Origin of the sequence: Alicyclobacillus mali NBRC 102425 (assembly GCF_001570745.1) — a bacterium.
Classification (GTDB): domain Bacteria; phylum Bacillota; class Bacilli; order Alicyclobacillales; family Alicyclobacillaceae; genus Alicyclobacillus; species Alicyclobacillus mali.
In genome coordinates, this window is record NZ_BCSG01000024.1 from 26,431 (window position 1) to 39,948 (window position 13,518).

Here is a 13,518-nt window from a genome sequence, read left to right on the forward strand (position 1 = left end):
CGTGACGAGCGCGCACACGTCATATGAAGATTTGATGTTCAATTAGGAACATCGCGATTTGCCGATTCGAAAGCGACGAGCGCGCCAAATGACTGAACAGGCGCTCCCGAGTGGCGTCGCGCACCTGACGTGCAATCATTTGCTCTTCCGAGGACATCAAATGTGCATATTCGCTCAGAATAATCTCGGTCGCTCGGCATTGATCGATCAAACTTGCGAGAGGGTCCTTTTGGGAGTTACCTGCGTTATGGATTCGATAATAGCCAAGGGCTTCAGACACGAACACGCACTTGGCGCCATGAAGCAAAAAGGATACGTGTCGAAGCCAATCGTGTGAAATGCGCAAGCGTCTATCTTCAATACCACAGTCAAGAAAAAGCGAGCGACGGTAAATGGCGCGCGGACTGATGTGCACGCCTTGGAGGATCATCTTTCGAAGGAGATCCGGGTTGCTTGGAAACGTGTGATCTTCTCCTCCAAATATGAAGCGAAAGGAGGGATGTCGTGGTTGCCCGTATAATCGAGTCTGCCGAGGTACGTCTCCTTCCAAGGCGAAAAGATCAGAGAAGCCGATGTCCGCTCCGTTCATCTCCATCGCTTCAATGACCCGAGAGCTGTACTGCGGCATGAGAACGTCGTCTGCGTCGAGGAAAGTGAGGTATTCGCCATTCGCGTGTAAAAGGCCAAAATTGTATGTATAGTTGGCGCCTCGATTGACGCCGTTCCGAAATAAGTGCACACCTCGATCGCGGTAATTTTCGACAATCTGCGCGGTTTGGTCGGATGAACCGTCGTCGACAACCAAGATTTCCTTGGGCTCGTAGGTTTGACGCACGGCGGATTCCAAGGTTTCGCGTATCCACCGTTCCGCGTTGTATGCAGGAATGACGACAGACAAGAGCCTGTTTCCGTTCAATAGAGTTCACTCCGTTTGTTGATCCGAGATGTTTGCAACCATTCTACCTTGATAATACACATTTCCTTGTGCGTTGTCTGCGGTTAGAGAATGGGGTAGAATGAGATTTTAGAAGTTCACCGCACATGGGGGTGTGACCGTTCGGTGGGACTCCTCAAACAGGTCTTCAACTCGAACGAACGTGAAGTTGCCCGATTGCACCGCATGGTGGATCGGATCAATGCATTAGAACCGGAATTTGAGAAGATGTCGGACGACGAGCTGCGCTCGATGACGGTGAAGTTCCGCGAGCGGCTTGGGAACGGCGAAAAGTTGGACAATCTGCTGTATGAAGCGTTCGCCGCCGTCCGCGAGGCCGCCAAACGCGTGCTCGGTCAGCGCCACTTCGACGTGCAGCTCATGGGCGGCATTGTCTTGCACGAGGGCCGCGTGGCCGAGATGAAGACGGGCGAAGGTAAGACGCTCGTCGCGACGCTGCCTGCGTACCTCAACGCGCTCACGGGCGAAGGCGTGCACGTGGTCACAGTCAACGACTACCTGGCGAAGCGCGACGCGGAGTACACGGGCAAGGTGCATCGGTTCCTGGGCCTCACGGTCGGCTACAACGGTCCCGACATGACGCCGGCGCAGAAGCGCGAGGCGTATCGGGCGGACATCACGTATGGCACCAACAACGAGTTTGGCTTCGACTATCTGCGCGACAACATGGTGATGTCGCTCGAGGACATGGTCCAGCGCAAGCTGCACTACGCCATCGTGGACGAGGTGGACTCCATCCTGATCGACGAGGCGAGGACGCCGCTCATCATCTCGGGACCGGCTGAAAAGTCGGCCGATTTGTATTTCCGCGCGGATATGCTGGTGCGCCGTCTGAAGCCGGGCGAAGACTACGAGGTCGACGAGAAGATGCGCACCGCCAATCTGACCGAGTCGGGCGTGAAAAAGGCGGAGCAGTTCTTCCGTGTAAACAATCTGTTTGATCCGGAAAACGTCACCCTGATGCACCACATCACGCAGGCATTGAAGGCGCACGGCCTCATGAAGCGCGACAAGGATTATGTCGTAATCGGCGATGAGGTGCACATCGTCGACGAGTTCACGGGCCGCATCCTGCACGGGCGCCGGTACAGCGAGGGATTGCATCAGGCCATCGAGGCGAAGGAGGGCGTGAAGGTCCAGAACGAGTCGAAGACGCTCGCGACCATCACCCTCCAGAACTACTTCCGCATGTACCAGAAGCTGGCTGGCATGACGGGCACCGCGAAGACGGAGGAGAAGGAGTTCATCGAGATCTACGGCATGGATGTGGTGGTCATCCCGACCAACCGCCCGATGATTCGTGCCGATCTCGACGACGTCGTGTACAAGACGGAGCGAGCCAAGTTCCGCGCGGTGGTTGAGGAGGTGACGCGGCGCCACGCCAAGGGGCAGCCGGTGCTCGTCGGCACCACGTCCATCGAGAAGTCGGAGCTTCTCTCGCACATGCTGCACGAGCGCGGCGTTCCGCACCAGGTGTTGAACGCGAAGCATCACGAGCGCGAGGCCGAGATCGTGGCGCTCGCCGGTCAGCGCGGGATGGTGACCATCGCCACCAATATGGCGGGCCGCGGTACGGACATTCTGCTGGGCGAGGGCGTCGCGGAACTCGGCGGCCTGCACATCATCGGCACCGAGCGGCACGAGAGCCGGCGGATCGACAACCAGCTGCGCGGCCGCGCGGGGCGCCAGGGGGATCCGGGATCGTCCCAGTTCTTCCTCTCGCTCGAGGACGATTTGCTGCGCCTGTTTGGATCGGACAACATCAAGCGGCTCATGGACCGGCTCGGACTCGAAGAGGATCAGCCGATTGAGCAGAAGATGCTGACCAACGCCATCGAGCGGGCGCAGAAGAAGGTCGAGGGCAACAACTACGATCTCCGCAAGCACGTGCTTCGCTACGACGACGTGCTGAACAAGCAGCGCGAGGTCATCTACCGCCAGCGCCGCCAGATCCTCGAGCGCGAGGATCTGCGCGGCATCGTGGAGGGCATGCTGGAGGATCTGATTGACCACATGCTCGAGGTGTACTGCTCCGAGGAGCAGGTGCCGGAGGATTGGGATCTGCAGGCCCTCGTTCAATACGCGGAGCACCACTTCCTGCACCCGGGCCAGGTGACGGTGGAAGAGTTGCGCAAGCTGGATCGGGACGAGATCAAGGAGCGGCTGCTGGAACTCGGGAGACAAAATTACGACAAGCGCCGCGAGGAACTGGGCGAGATTATGCAACAGCTCGAGCGGCTCGTGCTCTTGCGCGCGGTCGACTCCAAGTGGATGGATCACATCGATGCGATGGATCAGTTCCGCCAGAGCGTCCACCTGCGCTCGTACGGCCAGGCCGATCCGCTCGTTATCTACCAAAAAGAAGGTTTCGAGATGTTCGAAGCGATGATCCATTCCATCGAGGAAGAGGTCATCCTGTACGTGTTCAAGGCGAATGTCCAGGCCGTGCCGCAGCAGCCGGTGGCGCACGGCGCCGTGCCGGTTCAGGGCGGCTGATGGCGGTGTGCCGCCGATAAGCGCCATTCGGAGGGGGAGGGCGAGCGGCGGGCTGAGCCTATGGCGCAACACCGCCGCCAGTGGTTCCAAGGCGCCCGCCTTGCCCGCGCACGCGGCGGCCATCCGTTTGATACAATAGCGACCGAAACACCGCAGGGAGTGATGAACCACATGGCAGAGACGTACGGCGAGCTTCGCCAGGAACTCAAGAGTATGGCCACCAGGTTGGCGGACTTCGGGAGGTCTCTTTGACGTCGCGGGCAAAGAGCACCGCATCGCGACGCTCGAGGCGCTGATGGCCGCGCCCGACTTCTGGGACGATCCCGACCGCGCCCAGAAGATCATCGCGGAGATGAACGGCGTAAAGTCGGTCGTGGACACGATGAAGCGGCTCGAGTCGCTCCATCAGGACGCCGAGGTGGCGCTGCAGCTCGCGCAGGAGGAGGACGATCCCGACCTGTTCGCCGAGGCGAACGGGCTTGCGGAGCAGTTGAATTCCGAGATGGACGAGTTCGAGCTGCAGCTCATGCTGTCGGGCGAGTATGACAAGAACAACGCCATTCTCGAGCTGCATCCGGGCGCGGGCGGCACGGAATCGCAGGACTGGGCCTCGATGCTCCTGCGCATGTACACGCGCTGGGCGGAGGATCACGGCTACAAGGTCGAGGTGCTCGACTACCTGCCCGGCGAAGAGGCGGGCATCAAGAGCGTCACGCTCCTCGTCAAGGGCCACAACGCATACGGGTATCTCAAGGCGGAGAAGGGCGTGCACCGCTTGGTCCGCATCTCCCCGTTTGACGCGTCGGGGCGCCGGCACACGTCCTTCGCGTCGGTGGACGTCATCCCCGAGATTGCCGAGGACGACGATTCCATCGAAATCCGGCCAGAGGAGCTGCGCATCGACACGTATCGATCCACCGGCGCGGGTGGCCAGCACGTGAACACCACCGACTCGGCGGTGCGCATCACGCACATTCCCACCGGGATTGTCGTCACGTGTCAGAGCGAGCGATCGCAGATTCAAAACCGGGCCCGCGCGATGGAGATCCTGAAATCGCGCCTCGCGGCGAAGCGCCGGGAGGACCGGGAGCAGGAGCTCGCGCAGCTGCGCGGCGAGCAGAAGGAAATTGCCTGGGGCAGCCAAATTCGCTCGTACGTGTTTCACCCGTATTCGCTTGTGAAGGATCACCGGACGAGTCACGAGACGTCCAACACGCAGGCGGTCATGGACGGCGAGATCGACCCATTCATCCACGCGTATCTCCGCTGGGAACTCGCGCGGCAACAGGCGCGCGAAAATGAGGCGGTGCGGGACGCAACATAACTTCGGACAAAAGATCGAAGACTACGGCCGAGTGGGCAACCGCTCGGCCTCTGTATGTCTGTGACGACTTTGTGTAGAATGGAAGCGGACTGATATACAAAGAGGAGATGGAGTGCTATGGGAGTGGAGAGCCAGGTCAACACCCGCAGGCAGGTGCCGCCGCACGTCTTCGTGCTGTTCGGCGCAACGGGCGATCTTGCCCACCGCAAGTTGTTCCCCGCCCTGTATCAGCTCGAGAAGAAGGGGCTGTTGCCGGAAGGGATGAGCATTGTCGGTACTGCGCGCCGCAGCTATACGGACGACTCGTTCCGCGACGAGGTGCGCAAGGCGCTCGATTCGTTCGTGAAGGAGGGCGTCGAGGACGACGTTTGGTCGCGCCTCGCGCCGCGCATTCACTACATCGCGGGCAACGTCGACAACGAGGACGACTTCAGAAAGCTCGCCGATTTCGTGGGCGAGATCGAGAAAGAGAAAGACCACGGCGGCAATCGGCTGTTCTACCTCTCGATGGCGCCGCGCTTCTTCGGCGAGACGGCGCTCAACCTGAAGAAGGCGGGGCTCGCCGACACGAAGGGCTGGCGGCGGCTCATCATCGAGAAGCCGTTTGGGCACGACTATCAATCCGCGGCGGAGCTCAACCAGGAGCTGTCGACCGCGTTTTCCGAAGACGAGATCTTCCGCATCGATCACTACCTTGGCAAGGAGATGGTGCAGAACATCGAGGTGATCCGCTTCGCCAACTCGATGTTCGGCCCTCTCTGGGACAACCGTTCCATCTCCTGCGTGCAGATCACGTCGAGCGAGACGGTGGGCGTCGAGGACCGCGCCTCGTACTATGAGACAGCCGGGGCGCTGCGCGACATGGTGCAGAACCACATGCTGCAGATGGTCATGATGGTCGCCATGGAGCCGCCAAGTCGCCTGCACACCGAGGCCATCCGCGACGAGAAGGTGAAGGTGCTGCGATCGCTTCGCGCTTATCGCGAGGACGAGGTGGGGCAGCACGTGGTGCGCGGCCAATACGCTGCGGGCGAGATCGACGGCAAGTCCGTGCCGGGCTATCGCGAGGAGCCGGGCGTGGCGCCGGACTCGAAGACGGAGACCTTTGTCGCGGCGAAGCTCTTTATCGACAACTTCCGTTGGGCGGGCGTGCCCTTCTACATCCGCACCGGCAAGCGGATGCCGAAGAAGTCGACGGAGATCGTCATCCAGTTCCGCAACATGCCGGAACACCTGTACTTCAACCAGGATGGCAAGCTCGGCCCGAACCTGCTCGTGATTCGCATCAACCCGGTGGAAGGCATGTACCTGCAGCTCAACGTCAAGCGGCCGGGCACGGAGAACGTCGTCGTGCCGGTTGCACTCGAGTTCAGCCAGCCGGCGGACAAGTCGCCCGAGGCGTACGAGCGCCTGCTGCATGACGCGATGCACGGCGATTCGACTTTCTTCACGCGCTGGGACGAGGTGGCGCTCGCGTGGAAGTTCGTCGATCCCATCGCCAACGCGTTCGCCGAGGGCCGCGTGCCGCTCGACACGTACAAGGCCGGCACGTGGGGCCCGAAGGCTTCGGACGATCTCGTCCAGCCAAACCCGGGCCTGTGGTGGCCGCTTTACGGCAACGAGTCGCCGATGCAGGATCTGGAGCGGGCTGTCGGCCACCTCGTGGAGGTGAAGCGTTAATGGCGAAGGTGTACGACGTGAGCATGCTGATCCACGAGGGCATGCAGGTGTACAAGAACAAGGACGACAAGCGGCCGAAGTTCGAAACCACGTCCGACTTTCAAACCGGGTCTGCGCACGAGACCCGGTTGCATCTGGATGCGCACACCGGCACCCACATCGACGCCGAGCTGCACATGGTGCCGGGGGGCAAGACCATCGAGGCGGTCGGGCTGGACAAGCTCATCGGCCCGTGCCGCGTGATCGACCTGACCGGCGTGCAGGACGGCATCACGCGCGCTGACCTTGAGCCGCACGCGCCGAAGGCGGGCGAGTTTCTCCTCTTCAAGACACGCAATTCGTTCGAGGAGACGTTCAACTTTGAGTTCATTTACCTGAAGGAAGACGGCGCCCGCTACCTGGCCGAGATCGGCGTGCGCGGCGTGGGAACGGATGGCCTTGGTGTCGAGCGATCCCAACCGGATCACATGACGCATGTGGCCCTTCTGTCGAAGGACATCGTGGTTCTCGAGGGGTTGCGGCTGAAGGATGTACCGCCTGGCGAGTATGTCCTGATTGCGCTGCCGCTCAAGCTCACCGGGATTGACGCCGCGCCCGCGCGCGTCATTCTCGTCGACGGGCTTGAGCTCGGGTCCGTCACGTTCGCCTGACCCGCGGACGGCCTGTACAGGCGACGACGCGGCAATTAGGAGGGCTCTGACGCGCGGCTCCGAGCAGTGACAACATGGTCGCTGTGTGATATACTGTGAGGAGAAGCGCAAGGGCCCATAGCTCAGTCGGTCAGAGCGGCCGGCTCATAACCGGTTGGTCCCAGGTTCAAGTCCTGGTGGGCCCACCACGGGTGCAGGACGCCCCGAAACGCCCGAAGACGGGGCGTTTCGGGGCTGCGGCTTTTTGGCGGCCGCGGACGAGCGGACATTCATCCGGGCAGTCTCGTCAGAATCTTTCGCGCGGTCCGCGCTTCGCGCACTTCACTTGTGATGGCGGCGCTTGCCGCGCGCAACGACCAAGACCCGCTGCCCGGGGTGGAGGACAATCACAATCGGCTTCTTATGCTTCACAGCTGCTCCTCCTTTCCGCACCGGATGTTGCATCGTACGGCTGGGGATGTGCGTTGTCCACGGCGCATGTGCGAAGGGGTGAGAACTGTGCCGAGTACTGTTGGCTATCAGCCCACGGCGGGAGCGGTGTTGCAGGAACCGAGCCTTTGGATCTGTGTCGGGATCGCCGTCCTGCTCGTGTTGGTGGGTCTCTTGAGGCGCCGAGCTTTTTTGCAGCACGGGTTCAAAGGCTTGTCGACCGCCTTTTGGCTGCTCGCCTGTGTACCGTTTTTGCTGGCGGTGTACGTCCTTGTCTCCGGTCTCCGAAGCGGGTGGCGGCTCGTCGGCGGCGTGCTCCAGGTGCGCACAGATGCGGGTGTGACCGAGATCGATCTCGCCCGCGCGCACGCGGCCTGGGTGGCGCAGAACGGCGTCTACGGGTTGGCGGATCGACTGCTTGGGACGAGCGCGGGTGCGTATGCGAGCGGCCTGTTTCGCCTGAACAATGGGCAGGTCGCGGATGTGTACGTCCTCGCCGGTGCGCCTCGGCTCGCCGTGTCGGACGGCCACGCGCTCGTGATTCTCGGCACGCCTGGACTCGACGCGCTGGTGCACCATGTGTCCATGGGTGCGGTTCCCTCTGTGCCGCCCGTGAACGTTCTGCCGTTCCATCCGGTTGCAGGTCTTGTCGCGCTCGTCGTCTCTGCCGCGACAGTGCTGCTTCACGTGGGCATGTGGCGGCGCTATCGGACGCACGTGCCGGATCGCGTGACGTCGCACTGGGATGTGTCGGGGCGGCCCGATGGAAAGATGAGTAGGACAGCGTTTTATCACTGGGGGCTCGGCGTCGCGATTGGCCTGGGCATCTTGTTCACTCTGATCTCGTGCATGACATGGGTGGCGTGTCTCCTGGGGGCGCTCGTCGAACTGGCAATTGCCCTTCTCTGGGGCATGGTGTGGCGGATGAACGTTCGGTCAGCGCGTGTCGCCTGATGCAGGCCTCGTCGACTTGCCGTAGGTCGGGACAAAGACCGCGTCGCTTTCGTCTGCTTCTCCGTAGCATGGTGGTGATCCTCGCGGAAGGAGGGACCATCATGTACGGCGGATGCTTCGGCTCCTACACACAGTGGGCTGTGGTGTTTCTGATCATCTTCGTGCTGTTCTTCCTGTTGGTGCCGGCGTACAACAACGGCGTCTGACGCGGTGGCATCAGAACGCCGCGGACAGTCACCTCAAGCGGCATGGAATGCTCAGGCTTCGCGGACCTGAACGGCAGGCTGCTCAATCGGAGGCGCCTGCCTTTTTTCGTAATCAGCGCAGGGATCTTGTTGGATGAATGCACTTGAATCCACTCTGCGAATCTGGTATTCTCTTTGCCGTGACGTGCGGGTGTAGTTCAACGGTAGAACTCCAGCCTTCCAAGCTGGCGGCGTGGGTTCGACTCCCATCACCCGCTCCACAGCATAACCACCGTGTCAGACCTCATCTGGCCGGTGGTCATTTCGTATATGGGGGTTCGATTTTCTCCTTTGAGACTGACGTCGCTGCTCCTGACGACGCTCGTTTTAAGCGCGGCTGCCTCGACTGTCGACTGGTTAATGAATCGCCTGGAAACCAGACACGTCATACCGCTCCTTGTGGACGCCGCCGCGGCACTCGTCATCTTCCTGATCACTGTTGCGACCGCGAACTGGTGGGCTGCAAAGACATGTTTTACTTTTCGCGGCGTTCCTCATTGGCACACGAGTCTGTGGCGTTCCCTCGGCCCTATGATCATTGAGGGCATTCTGATGTTGGTCGGCGCCGCCGAGATCGCACATCTCACCATGCCTTCAGGCCATCGAGCTGCGCTCTCGGTTGTGGAGATTTTGATTTTGGTTGCAGCGTGCGTCGTTTACTTCGGTGCCCTCACGGTCACCGGCGTTGCGATGGTCTTGGCCATCACCGGGCTGGGTACGAACACGTGGCACTCCTTCGCGTCTGCTGTGCGATGGTTGCGATCCCGCCCTTGGCCCTTGTTCTTGATGTCTGCCGCTCTGCTCGCGTTTGAAGAAGTGGCTTCGCTTGCCGTCGGCGCCATTTCGAAGGCGGGGGTGGCCGAGTTTTTGCGTGATACCATTCTCCTTGCGTACGGGCCTCTCTGGGTATGGTGTTTCTCCTGGGTTGACGGTGAAGCGCAGGCGCAATCCGTAGAGGATCGATGAAGTGGCCATTCCTCGCTGGCGTGGACCAAGGGACATCTCGCGATGCATCGGTCAGCGGACAGTGCCAACCCTTGCCGTGTGGGACCGCGGCGCTCGAAACGATGGGGTGCCATCATGGATGCGGACTTGCGCCGTGCATGTAGCCGGCCCAAGGCGGACTGGGCCGGCTCTGCACACGTCGCGCCGTCACGAAAGCGCCTTGGCCACGCCCTCCAGACCGCGAACCATCGCCTCCCAGCCCATGCGAGCGCCCTGGTACGCCTGTTCGGCCTGAATATTGCGCTGTTCCAGCAGGAGCCGCGTCGTGCCTTCTGGTGTTTCTTCCAGTTTCCATGCGATCTCGTTTTTCTCTCCGAGGCTCTCCCAGGTGTACACAAGGCGACGTGGCGCTTCCGCGGCGAGAACCTCTCCTTCGACGACGCCGTCCCATCCATCGGTTCCCTGCATCTTGAAGTAGAATTGATGCCCCACAATCGGGCGGAACGTGTTCTCTTTGAAAAACATCCACTGGGTCAAAAGCTCGGATTCGGTGAGAGCTCGCCACACGGCCTCGACCGGGGCATCGAGATGAAACTCCATCTGTAACGACTTCATGTCACAACGTTCCTTTCTCAAGAAATTTTGCAGGCTTAGAACCTGCGCACGCCAGAACGATTCGTAAAACGACACCCAGTCATACACCTGCTTGAGGGGCGCGGCGTTCAGGCGGTATAACGTCTCGCGGCCTTGCCGGCGCTCCGAGACGATTCCAGCCTGTTTCAGGACCGCCAGGTGCTTGGACACCGCCGTTCTTCCGATGTTCATTCCTTGCATCAGGGCGTGAAGTGGCAACTCGGATCCGGCGGCCAGTTTCCGGATCAAGTCCCGCCGATGCGCATCCGCGATGGCTCGAAACACATCCGCCACGGCCGTTCCTCCCTCCGTCGTGCCACCCATCGGTGTCATGTGTAGAATAGGACACCTTTTGGTGTCGACTCAAGCGTGGCAAGACAGGGACCGCGAGCTTCTTCATCTGGTCTTGACACCATATACCCGTATAGGTATATATGAATCAGAAGGGTATCAACGCATGTGAATGCGCGCAAGGGGGAATCACGATGCTGTCCTCTCGAGATCAGGCTGCGATTCGCGAACGGCTCCAGGAACTCACACAGCCTGTCGTCATCAAGTTCTTTGAAGCGTCTCTCGGATGTCCGACGTGTCCAGAGATTCGCGGCCTCTTGAGACAGGTCGCCGAATTGTCGGATCAGCTGACACTCGAGGTGCACAATCTCTACATTGATGAGGAAGAGGCCAAAAAGTATAGCGTCGATCGGGCGCCGACCATTGTGTTGACGGACGGATCGCGCAAGGACTACGGCGTGCGCTTCTATGGGGCGCCGTCTGGATATGAATTTGCGACGCTTTTGGATGACATTCGCATGGTGGCGAGCGGGGACTCGGGCCTTTCCGCCGGCACGAAGAGTCGCCTCGCGGAGTTGAAACAGCCTGTGGATCTCAAGGTGTTCGTCACGCCGACGTGTCCGTACTGCCCGGCGGCAGTCAGGCTGGCGCACAGGTTCGCGTTCGAGTCGCCGCTTGTGACGGCGAGCATGATTGAGGCGACCGAGTTCCCCGAGTGGGCCACGCGGTTCAACGTCTACGGCGTGCCGAAGACGGTCATCAACGATTCGGAAGCGTACGCCCTGGAAGGCGCCCTGCCGGAGGACGTCCTGCTGGATCAGATCTTCGCCACACAGGCGTGACAACGGCGTCCGAATCGGTGTGTTTTGCACCCAGCGGCGAGACAGTCAAATGGGCGCGGGAAACGCACCGCGCCCATGCCACTACCGGTCTTGTGGCCAATTGACAACCTTTTCTCGCTGCCAGCGTTCGATCTCGCCCACAGGTACGCCGAGCATCTCGGCGAGTTCCGCGTCCGACACGGGCGCGGGTGGCTTGCGCCTGCGAAGGCGGCCGAATCGCAGGCGGTTGTAGGAAGCCCAACCGACGAACACCGCAGCCGCCATGGCCGCGATCGCGGCTCCCATACGGACCACATGAAGCGGCGTGGCACTCGGCAGCAGTTCCAGGACGTACACGTGAAACTTGTTCCAGCCGAGCACCCACAAGATGCTGGACAGAAGCACCTGAAGGGCCACTGCGCTCAACCACAGCCACCCGGTCAGCGTCACCGCGGCTTCGAACCATCGCTTGGGCCGCGTGGATCGCGACCCGCGCCGCACGACGAGTTCGTCCCATTCCACCTGCGACTTTTCAGGTAGGCTCATGCCGACACCCCCCGATCCGGGCTCTGCCAAGTGGCGTACCGTCCGCGTCGCGCCGCCCACATGGCCCAGCACGCCTTCGGCACCGCCCAGACCACGACGAACGCGCCGATCATCCAATAGGCGGCGGGATACCAGATGGCGTAGAAGTAGCAGCGCCAGAGCGAGTCGCGCTCGTATCGCTGCTCAATCCACAGGGCGACCGAGCTCTGCACGAGCGACGTCAGGCCGAGCCAGGTGCCGGCTTCCGCCACGTACGTCCAGGGAAGGCCATGCGCCACGCGAAAGACGAGAATCCACACGAGACTCAGAACCCATAGATATGACCAGGTGATGCCAAGGACCTCTTCCACGTAGAGGGGAATCATGCGCCGATTCTTCCACGTCCAGAGGACCGAGGCGTTGCGGATGAGGACCTCCACGCCGCCCTGCGCCCAGCGGGCGCGCTGGCGGATGAGGCTCATCAGGCGCTCGGGTGCCCACATGAAGCAGAGGGCTCTCGGCTCGTACCGGATGTCCCACGCCCGCCGCTCGAGCTTCCACGACACCGCGATGTCATCTGTGACCATGTCCTCGTCCCACATGCCGCAGTCCACAAGGGCGCGTTTTCGGAAGGCCGCAATCACGCCGGAGACGGTCATGATCTTGCCGAGCACGCGCTGTGCGCGCTTGATGAGCCCGATGATGCTCGCATACTCCAGCACCTGAATCTTGCCGAGCAACGTACCGCGATTGCGAATGCGCGGGTTGCCCGTCACGGCGCCGACGCGCTCGCTGCCAGGCGCCACGAAGTGCCACACGAGGAAGCGCAGCGCGTCCCTGGCCAGCACGGCATCCGCGTCCACCGTCACGAGGATCTCACCCCGGGACGCGACGAGACCTGCATTGAGTGCGTGCGCTTTTCCGCGCTGGACAGGCAGGTTCACCACGCGCACTCGGGCATCGCGGGCCGCCATGCGCTCCAGCACGTCTCGCGTGCTGTCGGTGCTGCCGTCATTCAGTGCGACAATTTCGTACGCCGGATAATTCAACTGAAGCATCCGGCTAATGGTGTCCTCGAGGACATCGCCCTCGTTGTGGCACGGAACGAGGATGGACACAAACGGGGTCTCGGGCAGTTCCGGGGGTTCAGGAGACGACTGACGTTCGCGCCGCCATGCGTAGACAGCCCCGCCCACCATCCAGACGATGCTCATGACAAAGGGGTACAAGAACAGGAAACCGTGTACCATGCGCCGTTTGCTCCTCACTGAACTCGTCTTTCAGCCGCGGCGATCCGGCCGAGTCCTTGTGCCGAACCGCGCGATCCCGCGGACCCTGAGCGGGACCCGATACGAATATTTTGTGCGCGATTCATTTCCGACGGCACATGCCCAGATAGCAGCCCGAGATTTCTCAATTGTAAAGCCCGTGCGGAACGCGCACACGCAATGGCGAAATGAGGATCCCTCTTATCGTACCAAGTGCTTACGTGAGGCCCAAGAGGAACTTGCTAGCAATTCGATGGTACCTCCCGATTGTTTTGGGCATTTCGTTGTCGTAGAATACATAT

At 61.1% G+C, this 13,518-nt stretch carries 11 protein-coding genes and 2 tRNA genes; 9 read left to right on the plus strand and 4 right to left on the minus strand.

Translation table 11 applies throughout. From position 1 onward, the window contains the following. Window positions 1-19: 19 nt before the first annotated feature. Window positions 20-898, minus strand: coding sequence for a glycosyltransferase family 2 protein (locus AMA01_RS09495; protein ID WP_195867703.1), 879 nt, complete (start codon window positions 896-898; stop codon window positions 20-22). A gap of 162 nt (window positions 899-1,060) precedes the next feature. On the opposite strand from AMA01_RS09495, the gene secA reads away from it, so the two are divergent. From secA to AMA01_RS09540, 8 genes are all read left to right on the plus strand, one after another. Continuing rightward, window positions 1,061-3,451: a preprotein translocase subunit SecA gene (gene secA / locus AMA01_RS09500; protein ID WP_067850355.1), complete on the plus strand. Its 2,391-nt coding sequence runs from the start codon at window positions 1,061-1,063 to the stop codon at window positions 3,449-3,451. 171 nt (window positions 3,452-3,622) lie between these two features. Then, window positions 3,623-4,775 (plus strand): peptide chain release factor 2 gene (gene prfB / locus AMA01_RS09510; RefSeq protein ID WP_230088061.1). Its coding sequence is split into 2 segments (ribosomal slippage): window positions 3,623-3,700 and window positions 3,702-4,775, totalling 1,152 coding nucleotides; the frame shifts between segments, so codons are not numbered across the junction. A gap of 117 nt (window positions 4,776-4,892) precedes the next feature. Further along, window positions 4,893-6,455 (plus strand): glucose-6-phosphate dehydrogenase, encoded by a 1,563-nt coding sequence (gene zwf / locus AMA01_RS09515; RefSeq protein ID WP_067850361.1) that lies wholly within the window; start codon window positions 4,893-4,895, stop codon window positions 6,453-6,455. Next, window positions 6,455-7,105: a cyclase family protein gene (locus AMA01_RS09520; protein ID WP_067850363.1), complete on the plus strand. Its 651-nt coding sequence runs from the start codon at window positions 6,455-6,457 to the stop codon at window positions 7,103-7,105. The genes zwf and AMA01_RS09520 overlap by 1 nt, the downstream gene beginning before the upstream one ends. A 111-nt stretch (window positions 7,106-7,216) precedes the next feature. After that, window positions 7,217-7,293: transfer RNA gene (locus tag AMA01_RS09525), tRNA-Ile, on the plus strand. Between the two features lie 310 nt (window positions 7,294-7,603). After that, complete coding sequence (locus AMA01_RS09530; protein WP_231862903.1) at window positions 7,604-8,488, plus strand: DUF1648 domain-containing protein; 885 nt, start codon at window positions 7,604-7,606, stop codon at window positions 8,486-8,488. Between the two features lie 392 nt (window positions 8,489-8,880). Continuing rightward, a tRNA-Gly gene (locus AMA01_RS09535) sits at window positions 8,881-8,954 on the plus strand. Between the two features lie 70 nt (window positions 8,955-9,024). Beyond that, complete coding sequence (locus AMA01_RS09540; RefSeq protein ID WP_195867702.1) at window positions 9,025-9,699, plus strand: hypothetical protein; 675 nt, start codon at window positions 9,025-9,027, stop codon at window positions 9,697-9,699. 186 nt (window positions 9,700-9,885) lie between these two features. Here AMA01_RS09540 and AMA01_RS09545 read toward each other — a convergent pair whose 3' ends face one another. Next, window positions 9,886-10,605 carry a metalloregulator ArsR/SmtB family transcription factor gene (locus AMA01_RS09545; protein ID WP_067850365.1) on the minus strand — a complete coding sequence of 240 codons (720 nt, stop codon included), beginning with the start codon at window positions 10,603-10,605 and terminating at the stop codon, window positions 9,886-9,888. A 191-nt stretch (window positions 10,606-10,796) separates the two neighbouring features. Here AMA01_RS09545 and pdo point away from each other — a divergent pair, with 191 nt between their 5' ends. After that, the gene (pdo, locus tag AMA01_RS09550) at window positions 10,797-11,444 is read left to right on the plus strand and encodes a protein disulfide oxidoreductase (RefSeq protein ID WP_067850367.1); all 648 of its coding nucleotides are present in this window, start codon (window positions 10,797-10,799) and stop codon (window positions 11,442-11,444) included. A gap of 81 nt (window positions 11,445-11,525) precedes the next feature. Here the strand turns inward: pdo and pgaD are convergent, their stop codons facing one another. Further along, the gene (gene pgaD / locus AMA01_RS09555; protein WP_067850369.1) at window positions 11,526-11,969 is read right to left on the minus strand and encodes a poly-beta-1,6-N-acetyl-D-glucosamine biosynthesis protein PgaD; all 444 of its coding nucleotides are present in this window, start codon (window positions 11,967-11,969) and stop codon (window positions 11,526-11,528) included. Continuing rightward, entirely contained in the window at window positions 11,966-13,198 is a 1,233-nt protein-coding gene (gene pgaC / locus AMA01_RS09560; protein WP_067850371.1) for a poly-beta-1,6-N-acetyl-D-glucosamine synthase, read from the minus strand. The genes pgaD and pgaC overlap by 4 nt, the downstream gene beginning before the upstream one ends. Window positions 13,199-13,518 lie beyond the last annotated feature (320 nt).